16 protein-coding genes are annotated in these 22,098 nt (G+C 72.9%); 12 read left to right on the forward strand and 4 right to left on the reverse strand.

Going from position 1 to position 22,098, the window contains the following annotated elements:
* Positions 1-221: 221 nt before the first annotated feature.
* Both IE265_RS23195 and IE265_RS23200 read left to right on the forward strand, forming a co-directional pair.
* Positions 222-3,914, forward strand: a complete 3,693-nt coding sequence (locus IE265_RS23195) for a glycosyltransferase family 2 protein (protein WP_190037565.1) — start codon at positions 222-224, stop codon at positions 3,912-3,914.
* Entirely contained in the window at positions 3,911-5,437 is a 1,527-nt protein-coding gene (locus IE265_RS23200; RefSeq protein ID WP_190037566.1) for a DUF5719 family protein, read from the forward strand. The genes IE265_RS23195 and IE265_RS23200 overlap by 4 nt, the downstream gene beginning before the upstream one ends.
* Positions 5,438-5,532: 95 nt before the next feature.
* Here IE265_RS23200 and IE265_RS23205 read toward each other — a convergent pair whose 3' ends face one another.
* Positions 5,533-5,985, reverse strand: a complete 453-nt coding sequence (locus IE265_RS23205; protein ID WP_190037592.1) for a metallopeptidase family protein — start codon at positions 5,983-5,985, stop codon at positions 5,533-5,535.
* A gap of 515 nt (positions 5,986-6,500) precedes the next feature.
* Here IE265_RS23205 and IE265_RS23210 point away from each other — a divergent pair.
* The 7 genes from IE265_RS23210 to IE265_RS23240 all read left to right on the forward strand — a co-directional run bounded on the left by IE265_RS23210 (position 6,501) and on the right by IE265_RS23240 (position 14,460).
* Entirely contained in the window at positions 6,501-6,926 is a 426-nt protein-coding gene (locus IE265_RS23210) for a DUF3499 domain-containing protein (RefSeq protein WP_190037593.1), read from the forward strand.
* 181 nt (positions 6,927-7,107) lie between these two features.
* Positions 7,108-8,724: an L-lactate permease gene (locus IE265_RS23215; protein WP_190037567.1), complete on the forward strand. Its 1,617-nt coding sequence runs from the start codon at positions 7,108-7,110 to the stop codon at positions 8,722-8,724.
* 92 nt (positions 8,725-8,816) lie between these two features.
* Positions 8,817-10,181 carry a phosphomannomutase/phosphoglucomutase gene (locus tag IE265_RS23220; protein ID WP_190037568.1) on the forward strand — a complete coding sequence of 455 codons (1,365 nt, stop codon included), beginning with the start codon at positions 8,817-8,819 and terminating at the stop codon, positions 10,179-10,181.
* A 631-nt stretch (positions 10,182-10,812) separates the two neighbouring features.
* Positions 10,813-10,983: a Trm112 family protein gene (locus IE265_RS23225; protein WP_190037569.1), complete on the forward strand. Its 171-nt coding sequence runs from the start codon at positions 10,813-10,815 to the stop codon at positions 10,981-10,983.
* A gap of 45 nt (positions 10,984-11,028) precedes the next feature.
* Positions 11,029-12,156, forward strand: a complete 1,128-nt coding sequence (locus IE265_RS23230) for an SIS domain-containing protein (protein WP_190037570.1) — start codon at positions 11,029-11,031, stop codon at positions 12,154-12,156.
* A 64-nt stretch (positions 12,157-12,220) separates the two neighbouring features.
* Entirely contained in the window at positions 12,221-13,372 is a 1,152-nt protein-coding gene (gene manA / locus IE265_RS23235) for a mannose-6-phosphate isomerase, class I (RefSeq protein ID WP_190037571.1), read from the forward strand.
* Positions 13,373-13,473: 101 nt separating this feature from the next.
* The gene (locus IE265_RS23240; RefSeq protein WP_190037572.1) at positions 13,474-14,460 is read left to right on the forward strand and encodes a cation diffusion facilitator family transporter; all 987 of its coding nucleotides are present in this window, start codon (positions 13,474-13,476) and stop codon (positions 14,458-14,460) included.
* Between the two features lie 168 nt (positions 14,461-14,628).
* Here the strand turns inward: IE265_RS23240 and IE265_RS23245 are convergent, their stop codons facing one another.
* Positions 14,629-16,896 (reverse strand): fructose-specific PTS transporter subunit EIIC, encoded by a 2,268-nt coding sequence (locus IE265_RS23245; protein ID WP_229916412.1) that lies wholly within the window; start codon positions 16,894-16,896, stop codon positions 14,629-14,631.
* 442 nt (positions 16,897-17,338) lie between these two features.
* Between IE265_RS23245 and ahcY the strand changes: the two genes are divergently transcribed.
* Both ahcY and IE265_RS23255 read left to right on the forward strand, forming a co-directional pair.
* Positions 17,339-18,796: an adenosylhomocysteinase gene (gene ahcY / locus IE265_RS23250; protein ID WP_190037574.1), complete on the forward strand. Its 1,458-nt coding sequence runs from the start codon at positions 17,339-17,341 to the stop codon at positions 18,794-18,796.
* 82 nt (positions 18,797-18,878) lie between these two features.
* Positions 18,879-19,523, forward strand: coding sequence for a hypothetical protein (locus tag IE265_RS23255; protein ID WP_190037575.1), 645 nt, complete (start codon positions 18,879-18,881; stop codon positions 19,521-19,523).
* Between the two features lie 73 nt (positions 19,524-19,596).
* On the opposite strand, the gene IE265_RS23260 is transcribed toward IE265_RS23255, so the two are convergent.
* Entirely contained in the window at positions 19,597-20,568 is a 972-nt protein-coding gene (locus IE265_RS23260) for an RDD family protein (RefSeq protein ID WP_190037576.1), read from the reverse strand.
* A 117-nt stretch (positions 20,569-20,685) separates the two neighbouring features.
* On the opposite strand from IE265_RS23260, the gene IE265_RS23265 reads away from it, so the two are divergent.
* The gene (locus IE265_RS23265) at positions 20,686-21,693 is read left to right on the forward strand and encodes a stage II sporulation protein M (RefSeq protein WP_190037577.1); all 1,008 of its coding nucleotides are present in this window, start codon (positions 20,686-20,688) and stop codon (positions 21,691-21,693) included.
* 176 nt (positions 21,694-21,869) lie between these two features.
* Here IE265_RS23265 and IE265_RS38520 read toward each other — a convergent pair.
* Positions 21,870-22,098 (reverse strand): hypothetical protein (locus IE265_RS38520; RefSeq protein ID WP_229916414.1); only part of this gene is annotated, 229 nt, incomplete at its 5' end.

Consider the following 22,098-nt stretch of genomic DNA (forward strand, 5'->3'; position numbering starts at 1 on the left):
ACCGGGGCCGGCCGTACGACCGAACGGCACACAGCCCCACTTACCGATGCGTACTGATGCGTACCGACGCGTTTCGAACGGCCCGTCGCCCGTGGGTTGTCCACAGGCGGCGGGTCGCTGTGTTGCCCAGCCGTTAGTGTGGGCCTCCGTCCGAGACGCCCCGCTGTCCCCCGATGGCACAGGCGTCCACCGCAGTCCATCGAACCGGGGCCCGTACCTCGATGTCCGTGCACAGCCATTCGGCAGGTCAGTACGACACTGCCGCCGCAGCGTTCGACCCGTCCCGTCCTCCCGAGTTCCCACGGCATGTCGTCACCGCCGTCCTGGTCTCGCACGACGGTGACCGCTGGCTGCCCGACGCCCTCGCAGGGCTGCTCGGCCAGGAACGCCCCGTACAGAACGCCGTGGCGGCCGACACCGGCAGCGCGGACGACTCCGCGCGGCTGGTCACCGACGCCCTGGGGGCCGACCGGGTGCTCCACCTCGCCCGGCGCACCGGGTTCGGCCAGGCCGTCGAGGAGGCCACCCGCATCGCCGGTGTCCTCACTCCGGACGACCTGCCGTACCTGAAGCGCCCCAGCGGCTGGGACCCGGTCACCCGCACCTGGCGCGACGACGCCTACGACATGCCCGAGCTGCCGCACGGCGAACCCGAGCAGTGGCTCTGGCTGCTGCACGACGACAGCGCCCCGGAGCCCGACGCCCTGGCCCAGCTGCTGCGCGTCGTGGAGAACGAGCGGGAGCTCGGCAAGGACGTCGCGATCGTCGGCCCCAAGCTCCGCGGCTGGTACGACCGCAGGCAGCTCCTGGAGGTCGGTGTCACCATCGCCCACAGCGGCCGCCGCTGGACCGGCCTCGACCGGCGCGAACAGGACCAGGGCCAGCACGACCACGTCCGGCCCGTGCTCGCCGTGTCCACCGCCGGCATGCTGATCCGCCGCGAGATCTTCGAGGAGCTGGGCGGCTTCGACCGGCGCCTGCCCCTGATGCGCGACGACATCGACCTGTGCTGGCGCGCCCAGGCCGCGGGCCACCGCGTCCTCGTCGCCCCCGAGGCCGTCGTCCGGCACGCCGAGGCGGCCTCCCGCGAGCGGCGCGCCGTCGACTGCGTCGGCCGCACCTCCGCCTCCCCGCACAAGGTCGACAAGGCGGGCGCCGCCTACACCCTGCTCGTCAACACCCGCAGCGCGGCGCTCCCCTGGGTCCTCGTACGACTCGTCTTCGGCACCCTGCTGCGGACCGTCGCCTATCTCGTCGGCAAGGTCCCCGGACAGGCGGTCGACGAGATCCGCGGCCTGCTGGGCACCCTGCTGCGCCCGGAGCGCATCGTCGCGGGCCGGCGCAGACGCGGCCGCCCCCTGATCGACAAGGACGAGCTGCGCCCGCTGTTCCCGCCGCCCGGGGCGACCGTACGGGCCACCGTCGAACAGGCCGCGGGCAACCTCGTGGGCCGCTCCGACCCTGAACTGAACGCGGCCGGGCGGCACGGCAGCGCCGTCGAGACCGGGCCCGGCGGCGACGACGCCGACTTCCTGGAGGTCGAGCAGTTCGCCCGCCTCAAGCGGGTCGGCCGCAAGCCCGGACCGATGCTCTTCGTCCTGCTGCTCCTCGTCTCGCTCGTCGCCTGCCGCGAACTGCTCGGCGGCGGCGCGCTCTCGGGCGGCGCCCTGCTGCCCGCCCCCGCCGACGCCTCCGAGCTGTGGGCCCGCTACCTGGACGGCTGGCACCCGGTCGGCGCCGGAGGCACCCAGTCCGCGCCGCCGTACCTGGCGCTCGTCGCGATGCTGGCCGGCCTGCTGCTCGGCTCCACCGGGCTCGCCGTCACCGTCCTGCTGGTCGGTTCGGTCCCGCTGGCCGGATTCGCCGCGTACTTCGCCTCCCGCCCGCTCGTCCAGTCGCGGCTGCTGCGCGCCTGGGCGTCCGTCGCGTACGCCTTCCTGCCCGCCGTCACCGGCGCGCTCGCGGGCGGCCGCATCGGTACCGCGGTGCTCGCCGTCCTGCTGCCGCTCATCGCGCGCGCCGGCGTCGCGGCGAGCGGCCTCGCCTCGGACACGGCGCGCGGCAGCTGGCGGGCGTCCTGGGCGTACGCCCTCCTGCTGACGCTGGCCACCGCGTTCACGCCGATCGTGTGGCCCGTCGCCCTGATCCTCGGCCTCGCCCTGCTGGTCGTGCGCCGCGGCGAGATCACCGCCTACGGGCTGCGCTTCCTGGCCCAGCTCGGGACGCCACTGCTCGTCCTCGCGCCCTGGTCGCTCTCCCTGCTCCCGTTCGGCTTCTTCAAGGAGGCCGGCATGGAGTACGGGTCGGGGGCGGCCTCCGCTCTCGACCTGCTGGGCGCCGGCCCCGGCGGGCCCGGCACGGTCAGCGGCCTGATGCTCATCGGCATCGTGTGCGCCGCCCTGGCCGCGCTGCTGCGCACCGAGCGCCGCACGGGCATCCTGACGGCCTGGGCGGCCGCCCTGGTGGGCCTCGTCCTCGCCGTCCTCTCCAACGTCTCCACCTGGGCCGGACCGGCCACCCTCGTCTACGGGCTCGCCCTCCTCGCCGCCGCCGCGCTCGGCGCCGACGGGGCCCGCTCGCGCGTGGCCGAGCAGAGCTTCGGCTGGCGTCAGCCGGTCGCCGCCCTGATCGCCTTCGCGGCCGCGGCGGGACCGCTGCTCGTCGCCGCCGGGTGGATGATCGGCGGCGCCGACGGACCCGTGCAGCGGCGCGACCCCGTGCAGGTGCCCGCGTTCGTCGCCGAGGAGAGCGGCACCCGCGACCAGGCCCGCACGCTCGTCCTCGACAGCGACTCCGCGGCCCGGGTCGGCTACACGCTCGTCCGCGGTTCCGGCGCCCGCCTCGGCGACGCCGAACTGGCCGTGGCCGACGGCGAGAACCGACTGCTCGACAGGGTCGTCGCCAACCTCGTGGCGGGTTCGGGAGCCGACCAGGCCGACCAGCTCGGCGGCTTCGCCGTGCGGTACGTCCTGGTCCGGGCCGGCGCCCCCCGCGAGGTCAGCCGCGTCCTGGACGCCACCCCCGGCCTGAGCAGGCTCAGCCAGCAGGACGACGGCAGCGCCCTGTGGCGCGTCGACCGGCAGGTCGCCCGGGCGGTCGTCGTCCCCGAGTCCGGCGAACCGCAGCCGATCGCCGCGGGGCCCGTCGAACTGCACACCACGATCCCCGCGGGCTCCGCGGGACGTGTGGTGCGCCTCGCCGACACCGCCGACGAGGGCTGGACGGCCACCCTCGACGGGAAGCCGCTCACCCGGACCACCGTCGACGGCTGGGCGCAGGGATTCGAGCTGCCCGCCGGGGGCGGCCGGCTCGACGTCACCTTCGAGGCCCCGATCGGCCACACCGGCTGGCTGTGGGGGCAGGGTGCCCTCGCCGTCGTCCTCGTCGTGCTCGCCCTGCCCGGCCGGCGCCATGACGTCGACGACGACCTGCCCGAGGAGCCGGTCGTGCCGGCCCAGGCCGCCTCCGGCGAGGGCCGCAGGGCCCGGCGGCTGCGCGCCCAGGCGGAGGCCGAGGGCACCGAGCCGCCCGACGAGTTCCCGCCGGACCGCCTCCCGCCCGACCTCCCGCCTCCGCCGCGGGCTCCGGAGGAGGCACCCGCCCCCGCCGCCGTCCCGCAGCAGCAGGCCTACGACGAGTGGGACACCTCGACGTACCCGGACGCCGGGTACGGCACCTACGACAACAACCAGTACCAGGGGGCGCAGCAGTACCGGGCGGACACCTACGAGCAGCAGCAGTACCAGGCGGACCCGTACGGGGCGGACGCCTACGACCCGTACTCCTACGGCACGGGCAACGGCCCGTACGACCCGACGCAGACGTACGACCAGGGCTACGACGCCCCGTACGACCCCTCCCAGCAGCCGCAGCACGGCACCGACCACGAGCGCCCCGACGGGAGCCAGCAGTGAACCGCACCACCGTGTCCCTGATCGCCGGCGTGGCCGCGCTCGCCGCGGTCACCGGATTCGCCTCGCTGTCCGAGCCGGAGGCCTCCGTCCGGGACAGCGCGACCACGGCGGCCCGGCTGCCCGTCGAGCGCACCAGCCTGCTCTGCCCGGCACCGAGCACCTCGGACATCGCGGAGACGGCGTACACGTCGTTCACGCCGCTCACCGAGGGCACCGGCGGGAAGGGCGCCGCCGAGCTGGCCCCCGCGGGTGCCGGCCCGGCGGACAAGGGCACGTCGAAGGACGAGGCCGACGACGACGGTGGCAAGGCCGACGGCAAGGGCGACGGGGCGAAGGCCGTGCTGACGCCGAAGAAGGCCGGCAAGCCCGTCACCGGCGAGTCCTCGGGCGCGGAGGCGCCGGCGCTGATCGGCACCGCCGAGGGCAGCCTGGCCTCGGGCTGGACGGTCCAGCAGACCACGGAGGTCCCGGCGGGCACCGGACGCGGCCTGCTCGGCACCACCTGCACCGCGCCGGACACCGAGTTCTGGTTCCCGGGCGCCAGCACCGCCAAGGAGCGCACGGACTACGCGCACCTGACCAACCCCGACGACTCCGCCGCCGTCGCCGACATCGAGCTGTTCGGCAAGGACGGCGTCCTGAAGTCGACGGTCGGCGAGGGCATCCAGATCCCCCCGCACGGCAGCGAGGCCGTGCTGCTCTCCACGCTGATCGACGAGCCGCAGACCAACCTCACCGTGCACGTCACGGTCCGCAGCGGCCGGGTGGCCGCCGCGGTGCAGGCGCTCGACGACCGGATCGGCGGCGACTGGCTCGCGCCGTCCACCGACCCGGCCGCCGGCCTCGTCCTGCCGGGCATCCCGAAGGACGCCACGTCCGTGCGCCTGGTCGCGTTCGCGCCGGGCGACTCGGACGCCGACCTCAAGGTCAGGCTCGCCTCGCCGTCGGGGCTGATCACCCCCGCCGGACACGAGACGCTGCACGTGAAGGCCGGCATGACCGCCGCGGTCGACCTCGGCGACGTCACGCGCGGCGAGGCGGGCTCACTGGTCCTGACGCCGACCGGGAGGGCCACCCCCGTGGTCGCCGCCCTGCGGGTCGTGCGCGGCAAGGGGGTCGACCAGGAGACGGCCTTCATCCCGGCGACCGGCGCGGTCGACACCCGCGCGACGGCCGCCGACAACCGCTCCAAGGGCTCCACGCTCTCGCTGGTCGCCCCCGGGCGCTCGGCGAGGGTCAAGGTGACGGCCTCGGCGGGCAGCGGCGGCGGGGAGACCACGACCAAGACCTACACGGTCAAGGGCGGCACCACGCTCAACGTCGAACCGCTCGTCCCCAGCGGCCTCAAGGGCACGTACGCGCTCACGGTGGAGCCCCTGTCCGGAGGCCCCGTCCACGCGGCGCGCACGCTGGCGGCGACCGAGGAGGGCGTGCCGATGTTCACGGTCCAGACCCTGCCGGACGACCGGGGCACGGTGGAGGTGCCGGACGCCGAGCAGGACCTCTCGGTGCTCCAGAAGTAGGGACGCCGGACGTCGGAGGCGTACACGTGCGCCTCCGACCTCCGGACGGCCTCGACCGCCGTGAACCGGCGGCCGGGGGAGCGTGGCGCCGCGGCTCAGTCCTCGCCGTAGCGGGGGTCGACGGTCTCCGGGGTCAGCCCGAGCAGCTCGGCGACCTGCTCCACCACGACCTCGTGCACCAGCGCGGCCCGCTCGTCGCGCCCCTTGGTGCGGATCTCCACCGGCCGCCGGTAGACGACGACATGGGCGGGCCGGCCCTCTCGGGCGGCGATGGTGCCGCCCAGGGGTACGCCCTCGTCGCCCCAGCCGCCGTCCCGCGCCGGGTCCAGGCGGGGCACTTCCAGCACCATGAACTCGATGTCGGCGAGCTGCGGCCAGCGCCGCTCCAGCCGTTCCACGGAGTCCTGCACCAGATCGGTGAACGCCTCGGCCCGGCTCGCGGAGAGCGGCACCTGCGGCGGCGCGACGGGCCCGCGCATCCCCCGCCCGTGGCGGTCACGACGACGGGGCCTGGGGTCGGCGGCACGGGGCGGTACGGGGTTGTCCATCACTGACGAAGAGTAGTCCCCCCGCCCCGTCCCCACACGGCAGCGGCCCCGCACGCGCGCCCGTCCCCGCCTTCCCGCCCCGCACGCGCGCCCGTCCCCGCCTTCCCGCCCCGCACGCGCGCCCGTCCCCGTCCTCCCGCCCCGCACGCGCCGCCCGAGCCCCGTCGCCTCCCTGGCTCTCTCCGCCGCTCCTTCCCCGGGGGCGCCTCCCCGTCGCCGGTCGGTCCCCGCACCGGGCGGTCCGGGCCGGGCCCCCGCGGCGCGACGGCGGCGCACACGGCGCCGGTGTCTGCCGCGTTGACAGAGATGTCGCCGGATGACCGTTCAAGCCAACATCGGGCTTGTTTCCGTGCGTTTCCGGGGTCGTGGCAATCGCGTTGGTTGACAAGGTTTGCACCATCTCGCGACCGCCGCCGAGTTCGGCCGACTTTTCGTCAACACCCGTACGCGCAGGTCGAGAAGACCTGTCCCGACCCCCGTCCGCCGGGCCCCGCGGGGCGACACGGTGGGGTGACCTGGGGGAGAGTCGTCGCGGCCCGCTCAAGAGTGCGGTACCGTCCAACATCGTGAGCCCTGTACGTCGCTGTTCGCGCACCGCTTGCGGCCGTCCCGCCGTAGCGACGCTGACGTACGTCTACGCCGACTCGACCGCGGTCCTCGGCCCGCTCGCCACCTACGCCGAACCCCACTGCTACGACCTGTGCGCCGAGCACTCCGAGCGCCTCACCGCCCCGCGCGGCTGGGAGGTCGTCCGGCTCGCCGACGCCTCCGCCCCGTCCCGCCCCAGCGGCGACGACCTCGAGGCGCTCGCCAACGCCGTACGCGAGGCGGCCCGTCCGCAGGAGCGTGCCGGGCAGCAGGGTGGAGCCTCCCGTGCGGCCGACCCGAGAGAGGTCGCGCGCCGCGGCCATCTGCGGGTGCTGCGTTCCCCGGACTCCTGACCCGCCCCACAGTCCAACGGCCCCGCGCGGCAGGGGACTTCGCGCCGCCTCCCCTCGGCGGCACTCCCCCGGTCGTTTCATTGAACGGTGCACAGGCATTGACGTGACCTTGTCGCGGACATGACCATTCCCCTGCCCGTGAGAAATCGCTTTCCGCATCGCGGAATCCGGGGGAGGCTCCGTGTACGTCCAGGAACTCGAGCCCGTGGCCGGCTCGCTCGCGCTGTCCGCGCTCGTCGCGACACTGCCGCTCGTGATCGTGCTCGTCCTGCTGGGCGGTGTGCGCATGAAGGCCCACCTGGCGGGCCTGATCGGCCTCGCGTCCGCCGCCCTGGTCGCCTGGCTCGCGTACGGGATGCCGGTCGGCCAGACGCTCTCCGCCGCCGCCCAGGGCGCGGTGTTCGGGCTCTTCCCCATCCTGTGGATCGTCGTCAACGCCCTCTGGGTGTACCGGATGACCGTCCGCACCCGGCACTTCGACATCCTGCGCCGCTCCTTCGGCCGGCTCTCCGACGACCCGCGCATCCAGGCGCTCGTCGTCGCGTTCTGCTTCGGCGCGCTCCTGGAGGCCCTCGCGGGCTTCGGCGCGCCCGTCGCGATCTGCTCCGTGATGCTGGTCGCGCTCGGCTTCGACCCAGTCCGGGCGGCCGTGGTCGCGCTGGTCGCCAACACCGCCCCGGTCGCCTTCGGGGCGATGGGCACACCGGTGGTGACCCTGGCCCAGGTCACCGGGCTGCCGCTGGACTCAGTGGCCTCCGTCGTGGGCAGGCAGACGCCGCTGCTCGCCCTCGTGGTGCCGCTGGTGCTCGTCGGCCTGGTGGACGGGCGGCGCGGGCTGCGCGAGACCTGGGTGCCCGCCCTGGCCTGTGGATTCGCCTTCGCCGTCGCCCAGTTCGCCGCGTCCAACTACCTCTCCGCCCAACTCGCCGACATCGGGGCCGCGCTGGCCGGGGCGGGCGCGCTGATGGCGGTGCCCCGCGCGCGCAGGCCGGCCGCCGAGCCCGTACGCGCCGCGGTCCTGACGGGCGTACGCAGCGAGGACCTGGACGAGGACGACCTGCGCCGCGAGGTGCTGCGGGCGTACGCCCCGTACGCGCTCATCGTCGTGATCTTCTCCGTCGCGCAGATCCCCCTGGTCAAGGACCAGTTGGCGAAGGCGACCCGCATCTTCGACTGGCCCTTCCTGAACGTCGTGGACCCGGACGGCGAGCCCGTCGGCGGCAACGTCTTCACCTGGCCGATCGTCTCCACCGGCGGCACCCTGGTGCTGCTCGCCGGGGTGTGCACGGCCGTCGTGCTCGGGGTCCGCGCGCGTGCGGCGCTCAAGGAATGGGCCGCCACCGTCCACGAGTTGAGGTACGCGATCCTCACCGTCACCTCGGTGCTCGCGCTCGCGTACGTGATGAACCTTTCCGGGCAGGCGGCCACGATCGGCCACTTCGTCGCGGCGGCGGGCGCCGGACTGGCCTTCCTCTCGCCGGTCCTCGGCTGGTTCGGGGTGGCCGTCTCCGGATCGGACACCTCGGCCAACGCGCTGTTCGGCGCCCTGCAGGTGACCGCCGCCCGGGAGTCCGGACTGTCCCCGGAACTCCTCGCGGCCGCCAACAGCTCGGGCGGCGTCCTCGGCAAGATGATCTCTCCGCAGAACCTGACCATCGCCTGCGCGGCGGTCGGCCTGGCGGGCCGGGAGGGGGACCTGCTGCGCAAGGTGCTGCCGTGGAGCCTCGGACTGCTGCTGGTCATGTGTCTGATCGTCGTCGGGCAGAGTTCGCCCGTTCTGGAATGGATGCTTCCGTAAGTCCGGTTGTGCCCGCTCGGGTCCTGCACGGCCGGGTGCGGCTCCGTGCGGGTAGCTTGGGGTCATCGATGAGGACTCCAGGAGGGTTGGCCGTGGCTGCTGATCTGTCGCAGATCGTGAAGGCGTACGACGTCCGCGGGGTGGTCCCGGACCAGTGGGACGAGACACTGGCCGAGCTGTTCGGGGCCGCCTTCGTGCAGGTGACGGGTGCGGAGGCGATCGTGACGGGTCACGACATGCGTCCCTCGTCACCGGGCCTGTCGCGGGCCTTTGCGCGCGGCGCGGCGGCGCGGGGCGTCGACGTGACCGAGATCGGGCTGTGCTCGACGGACCAGCTCTACTACGCGTCCGGCGCGTTCGGGCTCCCGGGCGCCATGTTCACGGCCTCGCACAACCCGGCGCAGTACAACGGCATCAAGATGTGCCGCGCGGGCGCGGCCCCGGTCGGGCAGGACACCGGCCTCGCGGAGATCCGCGAGCTCGTCGAGTCCTGGATCGACGCGGGCGCCCCCGCCACGGACGCGACGCCGGGCACGATCAGCGCGCGGGACACGCTGGAGGACTACGCGGCGCACCTGCTGCACCTCGTCGACCTGTCCTCGATCCGCCCCCTGAAGGTCGTCGTCGACGCGGGCAACGGCATGGGCGGGCACACCGTCCCGACCGTCTTCGCCGGGCTGCCCCTCGAGCTCGTCCCGATGTACTTCGAGCTGGACGGCACGTTCCCCAACCACGAGGCGAACCCCCTGGACCCGGCGAACATCGTCGACCTCCAGAAGCGCGTCCGCGAGGAGGGCGCCGACCTCGGCATCGCCTTCGACGGCGACGCGGACCGCTGCTTCGTCGTCGACGAGCGCGGCGAGCCCGTCTCGCCGTCCGCCGTCACGGCCCTGGTCGCCGCCCGCGAGCTGGCCAGGCACGGCGGCAAGGGCACGGTCATCCACAACCTGATCACGTCCTGGTCGGTGCCCGAGGTCGTCCGCGAGAACGGCGGCACCCCGGTCCGCACCCGCGTCGGCCACTCGTTCATCAAGGCCGAGATGGCGGCCTCCGGGGCGATCTTCGGCGGTGAACACTCGGCGCACTACTACTTCAAGGACTTCTGGAACGCGGACACGGGCATGCTCGCCGCGCTCCACGTCCTCGCCGCGCTCGGCGGTCAGGAGGGCACGCTCTCCGCGCTCGTCGCCCAGTACGACCGCTACGCCGGCTCGGGCGAGATCAACTCCACGGTCGACGACCAGACGGCCCGCCTCGCCGCGATCAGGACGGCCTACGAGGGCCGCGAGGGCGTCACCCTCGACGAGCTCGACGGCCTCACGGTCTCCGCCGCCGACTGGTGGTTCAACGTCCGCCCCTCCAACACCGAGCCCCTCCTCCGCCTCAACGCGGAGGCGCGCGACGAGGCGACGATGGCCGCGGTGCGGGACGAGGTGCTCGCGATCATCCGCGGCTGACCGTCCGGCCGACCTTCCGGCCGACCGTCCGGCGGGCCCCGGGTCCGCCGTCATCGGGTCGGCCACCGCCGGGGCGGGAGCGTTCCCGTCCCGGCGTGCGCGCGGCGGCTCCCCACCGGCGACCGGCCGCCGCTGCACGCGGCCCGACACCGGGGATGCCGTGTCGCCCGAGCCGGGCTGCGGGGGCGCGCGGCGCGGGGATCGCCGGCTCCGCCGAGCCCCGCTCCACCCCGGGGCCCCGAGGTGCGACGCGGCGCCGCATCGGGCGTTCGGCTCCACCGAGTCCGAGCCCGACCGAGTCCGAGCCCGACCGAGTCCGAGCCCGACCGAGTCCGAGCCCGACCGGGGAGGTGCCCGGCTCACTCCGGCGGTGCCTGGCGCACCGAGCCTCGCCGGAGCCGGGCTGTCGCGTCACCCGGTTCCACCGGGCCCCAGCGCAGGAGTGCCGCGCCCCGGGCAGCGGGAACGCGGGAGGAGGGGTGTGGCGGCGGCACCGGTCGAGCCGTGGGCACTTCGGGGGAGCCGAGGGCACCGGGCGGGCCGGGAAGCACACCCCCCGGCGTCCCGCCTCCCGCAGCGGTACCCTGACCAGGCCGCATCACCGCACCGAACCGCCCCGAAGGGACACCCCATGCCGCTCGAAGCCGGCCTTCTGGAGATCCTCGCCTGCCCGGCCTGCCACGCCCCGATCAAGGAGCAGGAAGCCGAGCTGATCTGCACCGGCCAGGACTGCGGTCTGGCGTACCCCGTCCGCGACGGCATCCCGGTCCTGCTGGTGGACGAGGCCCGCCGCCCCGCGTAGACCCACGACGAGGCGACCCCCGCCCGGTTTCGGAGGCTGCACCCCATGCTCGACGAATCGCTCCTCGACGACCAGGAGGCGCTGACCCGCGCCGACCGGCGGGACCTGCTCCGCGGCGCAGCCGAGGCCGGCGCCCGCGTACGCACCGCCGTACGGCACGCCACCGAGGCCGGGATCGGCGAGCTGAAACCCGACGGCCGCCCGCGAGCCATCCTGATCGCGGGCCCCGGCCTGGCCGCCACCTGTGTCGCCGACCTGCTCGGCTCGCTCGCCGGCGCCGCCTGCCCCGTCACCCGGCTCACCCCGCGCGGAGTCGCCCCCGCCGCGGGTGCCCTCCTGTGGGAACTGCCCGGCTGGGCGGGCCCCGTGGACCTGCTCCTGATCGCCACCCCCGACGGCAGCGAGCCCGGTCTGTCGCTCCTCGTGGAGCAGGCGTACCGGCGCGGTCTGACCGTCGTCGCCGTCTGCCCGGCCGGCGCCCCGCTGACCGAGACGGTCGAGGGCACGCACGGACTGACCGTCCCGATGGCGACGGCCCCCTACGAACCCCAGGCCCCGGCCGCCGCCTCCGCACCCGGCTCGCTGTGGGCGCTCCTCACACCGCTGCTCGCGCTGCTGGACCGTACCGGCCTGCTGTCCGCCCCGCCCGACGCCCTCCAGAAGGTCGCCGACCGCCTGGACAGCGTCGCCGAGCGCTGCGGCCCCGCCATCGCCACCTACAGCAACCCCGCGAAGACGCTCGCCGCCGAACTGGCCGAGGCCCTCCCGGTGATCTGGACCGAGGGCGACGCCGCCGGGCCCGCGGGCCGCAGGTTCGTCGCCGCGCTCGCCGAACTCGCCGGCCGTCCCGCGCTCGCCGCCGAACTGCCCGAGGCGCTCGCCGCGCACAGCGTCCTGCTCGCGGGCGCCCTGGCGGCCGGAGCCGACCCCGACGACTTCTTCCGGGACCGCGTCGAGGAGGCCCAGGCCCTGCACGCGCGTGTCGTCCTGCTGCGCGACCGCCCGACCGGAGGCCGTACGGCCGCGCCCGCCGCGCGCGAACTCGCCCTCAGCCACGACACGGCGATCAGCGAACTCGAACCGGAGGACGGCGGCGACCTGGAGACCCTCGCAGAACTGATCGCCGTCACGGATTTCGCCGCCGTTTACCTGGCGCTCGCCTCAAGGGCCTGATCCTGGACGCGCGGCAGCGAACAGCGCCCGCCGAGCAGCGTACGTACGGAGAAGACGACACAGCATGGACCGCCTCGACAACACCGTCCGCCCCTACGCCTGGGGTTCGACCACGCTCATCCCGCGGCTCCTCGGCACCGAGCCCACCGGTGAGCCGCAGGCCGAGATGTGGATGGGCGCCCACCCGGGCGCGCCGTCGCGCACACCCCGCGGCCCCCTCACCGACGTCATCGACGCCGACCCCGAGCGCGAACTGGGCCCCGAGGCGGTCGCCCGGTTCGGCCCGCGCCTGCCGTTCCTGCTGAAGATCCTCGCGGCCGGCGCCCCCCTCTCCCTCCAGGTGCACCCCGATCTCGCCCGGGCCAGGGCCGGTTTCGAGGACGAGGAGCGCCGGGGCGTCCCGATCGAGGCGCCCCACCGCAACTACAAGGACGCCAACCACAAGCCCGAACTCATCTGCGCGCTCACGGAGTTCGACGGCCTGTGCGGCTTCCGGCCGCCGCTGGAGACCGCCGAACTGCTCGCGGCCCTGGAGGTCGACTCCCTCAAGCCGTACGTCGACCTGCTGCGCGCCCAGCCCGAAGAGGCCGCGCTGCGCGAGGTGTTGACGGCCGTGCTCTCCGCGGACCGCGAGGAGATGGCCGCCACGGTCGCCGAGACCGCCGCGGCCTGCGACCGGCTCGGCGGCGCGCACGCCCCGTACGCCGGTATCGCCCACCACTACCCCGGCGACCCCGGCGTCATCGCCGCCATGCTGCTCAACCACGTCCGGCTCCAGCCCGGCGAGGCACTGTTCCTCGGCGCGGGCGTGCCGCACGCGTACCTGAACGGCCTCGGCGTCGAGATCATGGCCAACTCCGACAACGTCCTGCGCTGCGGCCTCACGCCCAAGCACGTCGACGTACCCGAACTCCTGCGCGTCGTCCGCTTCGAGGCGGGCGACGCGGGTGTGCTGCGCCCCGAGGCGTCACCCGACGGCGAGGAGCTCTACGACACCCCCATCGACGAGTTCCGCCTCTCCCGCCTCGTCCTGCCGGACGGCGTCGCACCCCGCGACCTGTCCCTGCGCACCCCGCAGATCCTGCTCTGCACGGCGGGTTCGCCGCACGTGGGTGAACACGCGCTCGCCCCCGGCAGGTCCGTCTTCGTACCGGCAGGCGAAAAGGCCGAAGTGTCCGGTACGGGAACGCTCTTCAGGGCGACCGTGGTGGCCTGACACACCGCGCTCCGGCAGGGCTGCAACAATGGCCCACCGCAAAGGGCAGGCAAAGCCCGGCGCGGCAGCCGGGTTGGCAGACGAAGGGACATCGGGAACACATGAGTGCGTCAGGCGGCACCAAGGCGATCGTGGCGGCACTGGCCGCCAACCTCGCGATCGCGGTAGCGAAGTTCGTGGCGTTCCTCTTCAGTGGTTCGTCGTCGATGCTGGCCGAGTCCGTGCACTCGCTCGCCGACTCCGGCAACCAGGGCCTGCTGCTCCTCGGCGGCAAGAAGGCGCAGCGCGAGGCGACCCCTCAACACCCCTTCGGCTACGGCCGTGAGCGCTACATCTACGCCTTCCTCGTCTCGATCGTCCTGTTCACGGTCGGCGGCATGTTCGCGATCTACGAGGGCTTCGAGAAGATTAAGCACCCGCACGAGATCGACCACTGGTACTGGCCGGTCGGCGTCCTCGTGTTCGCCATCATCGCCGAGACCTTCTCCTTCCGGACGGCCATCAAGGAGTCCAACGTCCTGCGCGGGAAGCAGTCCTGGACGCAGTTCGTACGCCACGCCAAGGCGCCCGAGCTGCCCGTCGTCCTGCTGGAGGACCTGGGCGCGCTCGTCGGCCTGGTGCTCGCGCTCGGCGGCGTCGGCCTGGCCCTGGCGACCGGCGACGGCGTCTGGGACGGCATCGGCACGCTGTGCATCGGTGTCCTGCTGATCCTGATCGCGATCGTCCTGGCCGCCGAGACCAAGTCGCTGCTCCTGGGCGAGGCCGCCGGCGTCGAGGACGTCAGGAAGATCGAGGCGGCGATCGTCGACGGCGAGAAGGTCACCCGCATCATCCACATGCGTACGCTCCACCTCGGCCCCGAGGAGCTGCTGGTCGCCGCGAAGATCGCGGTCCAGCACGACGAGACGGCCACCGAGGTCGCCGAGGCGATCAACGCCGCCGAGGCCCGCGTCCGCGAGGCCGTCCCGATCGCCCGTGTCATCTACCTGGAGCCCGACATCTTCAGTGAGTCCGAGGCCGCCAAGGGTGCCGACAGCGACGCGCTGCCCGGCGGCCCGGCGCAGCCCGCGGCGCCCGGCGAACACTGACGCGAACCGAGCGACACGACCTCGCGGCGCGAACGCGACCGAGGATGCGAGCGCGAACGCGACCGGGGCCCGCCGAACCATTCGGCGGGCCCCGGTCGCGTTCGCGTGCCCGGTCCCGCCCCACCACGGGGTCGGGACCGGCACACGCGCCCGCCCGATCCCGTACCGCTAGCGGATCTCGCGCAGCACGTCGAGAACGGCGGCCTCGTCGGGCGCGGCCGACAGCCGCTCCCGGAACCCGGCGTCCATCAGCTTCCGGGCCAGCAGCGCGAGAATCCGCAGGTGCTCGTCCCCGGCCGCGGCCTCCGGCACGGCGATCATGAAGATCAACCGGGCCCTCGTACCGTCGGGCGAACCCCACTCGACCCCCTCGGCCGAGCGCGCGAAGCCGACCGCGGGAGTGGTGACGGCGTCGGTCTTCGCGTGCGGCACGGCGATCTCCTCACCGAGACCCGTCGTGCCCTGCTCCTCCCGCCGCAGCGCGGTGCGCACCAGCTCCTCCACGTCCGCGACCCGGCCCGTGCCGGCCAGCAGCTCCGCCATCTCCCGGATCGCCGCCTCCTTGCCGACGGCTTCGAGCCCGACCTTGACGCTCCGCGCGGTGAGATGACCGGACAGCACCTCACCGTCCGCCCCCTCGGACACGCCGGACACCTCGCCCGCCCGGCCCGACTCCCCGGACCGCTCGGTTCCCGCGGTCGCCTCCGGCCCACTGTCCGGGGAGGCGTCCGGCGAGGCGCTTGCCTGCTCGGCCGCCGGTGCCCCCGACTGCGCCGGAACCGTCGACGCGAGCACCCCGTCAGGGCCGCCACCGGCCACGGCACCGGCTGTCGCGACCACGTCACCGGCACCGCCGCCGCCCGCGAGGGCTCCGGCGGGGACCGGCCCGGTCCGCGCCGGAACCCCGGCCGCGGCCGCCCCGCCCCGACGGCGCTCGGCGGCCGGAACCCCGGCCGCGGCCGCCCCGCCCCGTCGGCGCTCGGCGACGTCGACGAGCGCGACGGTCGTCAACGCGGTCACCGCCGTCCCGGCGACCACGGCCACGAAGAACATCGGTACGCCGCTCACGGCCCCCAGCACCGCCACGATCGGCCCACCGTGCGGCACCGCGTCCTCCACCCCGGCCAGACCCGCGACTGCCCCGGCCACCGCGCCGCCGAGCATGTTGGCCGGGATGACCTGGGCGGGGCGGGCGGCGGCGAACGGGATGGCACCCTCGGAGATCCCGAACAGGCCCATGAACAGCGCGGCCGGACCCGCCTCCCGCTCCTGCTCGGTGTAGAGCCGCCTGCGGAGCAGCGTGGCCAGTCCCTGGCCGAGCGGCATCACCGGAATCGCGGCCGCGCACATGCCCATGACGGCCTGGTTGCCGGTCGCGATGAGCCCGGCGCCGAACAGGAACGCCGTCTTGTTGACCGGTCCGCCCATGTCGAACGCGATCATCAGCCCCAGGATCGCCCCGAGCAGCACGGCACTGCTCCCGGTCATCCCGCCGAGCCAGTCCGTGAGGTGCTCGAAGACCCAGGAGACCGGCCCGCCGATCACATGGACGAAGAACAGTCCGAGCACGGTCGTCGCCACGATCGGGATCACGATGATCGGCATGATCGGCCGTACGAACCCCGGGACGCGGACCTTCTTGATCCACAGCACCAGGTAGCCGGCCAGGAAGCCGGTCACGATCGCCCCGATGAAGCCAGCGCCGGCCTCGGAGTCGTAGAGCGAACCGGTGTTGGCGATCCACCCGCCGATCATGCCGGGCACCAGCGCCGGGCGGTCACCGATCGCGTACGCGATGTATCCGGACAGGATCGGCACCATCAGCTGGAACCCGATGACACCGATGTTGTTGATGTCCATCCAGAAGGAGTCCTTCGGGATGACCAGGCCGCCGGACGGATCCGTGTGACCGCCGAGCGACAACGAGACCGCGATCAGCAGCCCGCCGACCACGACGAACGGGATCATGAAGCTGACACCGTTCATCAGCGCCTTGTACGCGAGGCTCCGCTCCTTGCCGCCGCCCGCACCGCCGTTCGCGGGCACGGGGGCTCCGGCACCGGAGCCCGCGTCGGCCGCGTGCACGGGTGCGGTCCGCACGCGCTCGATGAGCCGCTCGGGATGCCGAATCCCCTCGGCGACCCCGACCGTCACCATCCGCTTGCCCGCGAACCGGCTCAGGTCCACGTCCTTGTCCGCTGCGACGATGACGCCGTCAGCGGATTTGACATCGTTGTCGGAGAGTACGTTCTCGGCCCCGATCGAGCCCTGCGTCTCCACCTTGATGTCGACGCCGAGCCGCTCGGCCGCCTGCGAGAGCTTCTCGGCGGCCATGTAGGTGTGGGCTATGCCGGTGGGGCACGCGGTCACCGCGAGCAGCTTCAACCGCTGCCGCTCGCCGCCGTCCGTGGGGGGAATTCCGGCCGGACTGGTCACGTGGATCTCCTTGCGCCGTTGTGCGGGGGATCTCTCGGTTCCGTGTGTGGGGTCGCGGTCCGTCGGACCGCGCTCGGTCCCGATCCCCGGCATCCTGCAGCAGACCTCGCGGCGGATCAACGCCCCGGAAATCCCGGGTGCTCCTGCCCTGCGCCCCCTTGTCCGCACCCCGCCGGACCCGGCCAGTCCACTTGTTCTGTCCGGAGGCGGACTGGGGCCCGCCGCGCCGATCGGTGTAGATTCGTAACCGAGCCAGACGTCGCTGCTGATGGCGGTCGGGCGGCCCACGTGGTCGTCCGAGGGAGAGAGGGCCTCCGACGGATGTGCTGCGCAACGGCACCGGGCATTCGTGTGTCCCGGTGCGTCCCGTGGGCACTCACCGTGCCCGCCGTCGCGCAGACCAGACCGTGACCACCTCGCCCCAACCCGAGGAGCAGCTCGAATGACCACTGTCGACAGCCGACAGGACTTCAAGGTCGCCGATCTTTCCCTGGCCGAGTTCGGCCGCAAGGAGATCACCCTCGCCGAGCACGAGATGCCCGGCCTGATGTCGATCCGCCGGGAGTACGCCGAGGCGCAGCCGCTGGCCGGCGCCCGCGTCACCGGCTCCCTGCACATGACCGTGCAGACCGCCGTGCTCATCGAGACCCTCGTCGCCCTGGGCGCCGAGGTCCGCTGGGCCTCCTGCAACATCTTCTCCACCCAGGACCACGCCGCCGCGGCCATCGCGGTGGGCCCCGAGGGCACGGTGGACAACCCCCGCGGCGTCCCGGTCTTCGCCTGGAAGGGCGAGACCCTGGAGGAGTACTGGTGGTGCACGGAGCAGGCGCTGACCTGGCCGAACACCCCCACCGGCGGCCCGAACATGATCCTGGACGACGGTGGCGACGCCACCCTTCTCGTCCACAAGGGCGTCGAGTACGAGAAGGACGGCAAGGTCCCGTCCGTGGACACCGCCGAGAACGAGGAGCACCGGGTCGTCCTGGAACTCCTGAACCGGACGATCTCCGACGGCTCGCAGAAGTGGACCCAGCTCGCCTCGGAGATCCGCGGCGTGACCGAGGAGACCACGACCGGCGTCCACCGCCTGTACGAGATGCACCGTGACGGCTCGCTCCTGTTCCCGGCGATCAACGTGAACGACGCCGTCACCAAGTCGAAGTTCGACAACAAGTACGGCTGCCGCCACTCCCTGATCGACGGCATCAACCGCGCCACCGACGTCCTGATCGGCGGCAAGACCGCCGTCGTCTTCGGCTACGGCGACGTGGGCAAGGGCTGCGCGGAGTCCCTGCGCGGCCAGGGCGCCCGCGTGATCATCACCGAGATCGACCCGATCTGCGCACTGCAGGCGGCGATGGACGGGTTCCAGGTCACGACGCTCGACGAGGTCGTCGACAAGGCCGACATCTTCGTCACCACGACCGGCAACAAGGACATCATCATGGCCTCGGACATGGCCAAGATGAAGCACCAGGCGATCGTCGGAAACATCGGCCACTTCGACAACGAGATCGACATGCTCGGCCTCGCCCAGATCCCGGGCATCGTCAAGGACGAGGTCAAGCCGCAGGTCCACACCTGGAAGTTCCCCGACGGCAAGGTGATCATCGTCCTCTCCGAGGGCCGCCTGCTGAACCTGGGCAACGCGACCGGCCACCCGTCGTTCGTCATGTCCAACTCGTTCGCGGACCAGACCCTGGCCCAGATCGAGCTGTTCACCAAGCCCCAGGACTACCCGATCGACGTCTACGTGCTGCCCAAGCACCTCGACGAGAAGGTCGCCCGACTCCACCTCGACTCGCTCGGCGTGAAGCTCACGACGCTCCGCCCCGAGCAGGCCTCGTACATCGGCGTCGAGGTCGAGGGCCCGTACAAGTCGGACCACTACCGCTACTGAGCCCCGCGCTCAGCCAACGGTTGTCAGCAGGCCCTCGCCGTCACCGGCGGGGGCCTGCCCCCCTAAGAGGACCCGAGCCACCATGCCCCGCGGCCGCTATTCGCTCCATGACCCGCACGATCACACCCCTCTCGCCGACGAACGCTTCCACTGCGCGCCCGGCCCCTCCGGCTGGCGCTACGTCTCCCAGCTGACACCCCCCTCAGGCACCGGCCGCGCGGAGACCCCGGGAAGCGACACCTCCCTCGGCTCCGTCGATCTCGCCCTCGACGACCTCGGCCGTCCCATCCGTCTCGAACTCCACGCCTCGGGCTGGCAGGTCCGCGGTGCCGCCCTCGACGGCGTCACCTGGGTCCGCACCGACCCCACCGGAACGCACGCCACCGAAGGCAATGTCCGCGCCCACGCCTTCACCGGCACGTCCCCGGCGTTCCTCGTCGCCACCGCACGTCTGCTGCGCCTCACCCCCGATGCCTCCGCCACCCGCGTACGCCTCGTCGCCCTGACGGACCCGGTCCTCGCCCCGCGCACCCTCGACCAGTCCTGGGCCCTGATCACGAGAGAAGCACACGCCACTGACAACGGGCCGCTGATCGTGGAGGAATACCAGGTCACAGCCCTGGACACCGGTGAGCAGCACGCCGTTCACCTCTCCGGCGACGTGGTGCTCTCGGCCCCCGGCATCGAGCTGGAGGACCTCGAAACACCCCCGTCGGTCTTCAACTGACGAAGGCGCCCGGACGGTCGGACGAAAGGCCGAACAGGCGGGGTATGGAGCACCGGCGGGCCCCGCCGCGAACTCAGGCAGGCGGGACGAAGCCGGTGCCGGGCCCCTCCGGGCCGGCACCCTGAGCGGGGGCAGCGGGGGCAGCGGCGGGCGGCGCCACCACAGGCACCGGCTGCGACACCCATCCCTGCGGCTGCGGCTCTGCCACGTCGTACGGCGACACGGGCGGTGGCGGTGTGGGCACCGCACCCGGAACACCCGAACCCACCGGAGCCCCGCCCCCGAAGGGGCCGCTCCCGCCGCTCATGGCCCGCCTGATCTCGCGGGCCTGGCGCTCCTGAATGACGGCCGCCAGGTACGCCGCCGCCGGAACACCGTGCGGCGCCGGAGTCCCGGTGTGCCCGGCCACCTCGGCCGCGAGCCGCTGCGCCATGGACCAGCCGACCTGCGGATCGAGCTGCCGCATACGCGTCAGGTACTGCCGAACTTCCAGCCACAGCCCGTCGGGAACCGCGGACAGGTCGAGTTCGGCGAACCGCCCCGTCAGCCAGGGCGGCGGCGGGGGGACGAAGGCCGAGTGCGACACGGGAATGCGCTCGCGGACGACCAGGGTCCCGGCGAACACGTCGCCGAGCCGCCGGCCGCGCTCCGAGACGAGCGACGCGATGCACGCGATGATCCCGAACGTCATCAGGATCTCGACCACCCCGACCGCGCCGCGCACCAGCGCGTGCCGGAACCGGATCGGCCCGCCGTCGTCGCGCACCACACGCAGCCCGCAGGCCAGCTTCCCGAGCGACCTGCCGTGGCTGAGCGTCTCCACGGCGATGGGCCCACCGACCAGGAGCAGCAGGAACGCGGCGATGGACACCGCCATCCGCGCCGCGTCGTCGAGAGCGGCAGTGGTCGCCACGAGGATCAGGGTCACGACGACGTACGCGGTGACCGCCACCACCAGGTCGAGCGCCACGGCCAGGACCCGGCTCGGCAACTTCGCGGGGCGCAACTCCAGCGCCACCGCCTCGCCCGTCACAAGCTCACTCACGTACGCCGTCCTTCCCCCGACCGCCCCGAGGGCAGACAGTCTGCCAAGCTGAGGGCACATCCCGCCGCAGTGCGACAAGCTGACCACACGACGAGCAGCCGAGGAGCAGCTGACCCGATGGACCTCGACGTCTTCGTGTACGCCCACCGCGCGGAATGGGACCGGCTCGAAGCGCTCCTGCAGCGCCGGCGACGCCTCACCGGTGCCGAGGCCGACGAACTCGTCATCCTCTACCAACGCACGGCGACCCACCTCTCCCTGATCCAGTCCAGCGCCCCGGACCCCCAGCTCACCGGCCGCCTCAGTCGGCTGGTGGCACGCGCGCGCAGTGCGGTGACAGGCACGCGCCGAGCCTCCTGGCGCGACGTGACGCGTTTCCTGACCCACGGCTTTCCGGCCGCGGTCTACCGCTCCCGGCACTGGTGGGTCCCCACCGCACTGCTCTCCACGGCGGTCGCAGTCCTGCTGGGGTGGTGGATCGGCACCCACCCCGAGGTCCAGTCCTCGATCGCGGCCCCGGAGGAGCTGCGGGAGCTGACCCGCCCAGGCGGCCAGTACGAGACCTATTACTCCAGCCATCCCGCGGCGTCGTTCGCCGCCCAGGTGTGGACGAACAACGCCCAGGCGGCGGCGATGTGCCTGGTCCTCGGCGCCTTCCTCTGCCTGCCGGTCGTCTGGATCCTCTTCCAGAACATGCTCAACGTCGGTGTGGGCATCGGCCTGATGTCCTCGGCGGGACGCCTCGACACCTTCCTCGGCCTGATCCTCCCGCACGGCCTCCTGGAACTGACCGCGGTCTTCGTGGCAGCGGGAACGGGGCTGCGCCTCGGCTGGACCGTCATCGACCCGGGCCCCCGCACGCGCCGAACGGCCCTCGCCGAGGAGGGCCGAGCCGCACTCGGCATGGCGATGGGCCTCGCCCTGGTCCTGTTCGTCTCGGGGGCCATCGAAGGCTTCGTCACCCCGTCGGGACTCCCCACCTGGGCCCGCATCACCATCGGAGTCGCAGCCGAGGCCGCCTTCCTCGCGTACGTGTACGTCCTGGGCGGCCGTGCTGTACGGGCCGGCGGGACGGGAGACGTCGAGGAGGCGGAACGCAGCGCCTCCGTTCCGACCGCAGCCTGATGTGCGGGCACCTCCCCAGGGCTGCTAGTCTCCTCCTTGCCCCACAAAAACCGTTGACACGGGAAGCGTGGGGAGGTAGATTCGAACAGTTGCCTAGAACTCGACAGAGTCACCGGCAACGGCTAGTATCTAGCCTGCTTCCTGGAATTCAATTCCACAGAAGCCATTCCAGACAGTCAAGAAAATAGAGCCGGCAAGACCGGCCGAAAACTTCTGATAAAGTCGGACTCGCTGAAAGAAAGCCGCAAGGCAATCAAGTAGGCAAAGGCCTCCCAACTGGCCGCCGGAAACAAACTCCGACCGGAAACGGAACGGAAAACGGATCTGGTAAGGTTGGAAACACGAAGGGAAGCGCCCGGAGGAAAGCCCGAGAGGGTGAGTACAAAGGAAGCGTCCGTTCCTTGA

It is taken from the genome of Streptomyces fructofermentans, from assembly GCF_014651055.1.
Classification (GTDB): Bacteria; Actinomycetota; Actinomycetes; order Streptomycetales; family Streptomycetaceae; genus Streptomyces; species Streptomyces fructofermentans.

Excerpts from the sequence above, each read along its gene's own strand:
- IE265_RS23195 (WP_190037565.1), top strand. The coding sequence starts at position 222 with ATGTCCGTGCACAGCCATTCGGCAGGTCAGTACGACACTGCCGCCGCA.
- IE265_RS23205 (WP_190037592.1), bottom strand. The coding sequence starts at position 5,985 with ATGGACAACCCCGTACCGCCCCGTGCCGCCGACCCCAGGCCCCGTCGT.
- IE265_RS23225 (WP_190037569.1), top strand. The coding sequence starts at position 10,813 with ATGCCGCTCGAAGCCGGCCTTCTGGAGATCCTCGCCTGCCCGGCCTGC.
- IE265_RS23230 (WP_190037570.1), top strand. The coding sequence starts at position 11,029 with ATGCTCGACGAATCGCTCCTCGACGACCAGGAGGCGCTGACCCGCGCC.
- manA (WP_190037571.1), top strand. The coding sequence starts at position 12,221 with ATGGACCGCCTCGACAACACCGTCCGCCCCTACGCCTGGGGTTCGACC.
- IE265_RS23240 (WP_190037572.1), top strand. The coding sequence starts at position 13,474 with ATGAGTGCGTCAGGCGGCACCAAGGCGATCGTGGCGGCACTGGCCGCC.
- ahcY (WP_190037574.1), top strand. The coding sequence starts at position 17,339 with ATGACCACTGTCGACAGCCGACAGGACTTCAAGGTCGCCGATCTTTCC.
- IE265_RS23255 (WP_190037575.1), top strand. The coding sequence starts at position 18,879 with ATGCCCCGCGGCCGCTATTCGCTCCATGACCCGCACGATCACACCCCT.
- IE265_RS23265 (WP_190037577.1), top strand. The coding sequence starts at position 20,686 with ATGGACCTCGACGTCTTCGTGTACGCCCACCGCGCGGAATGGGACCGG.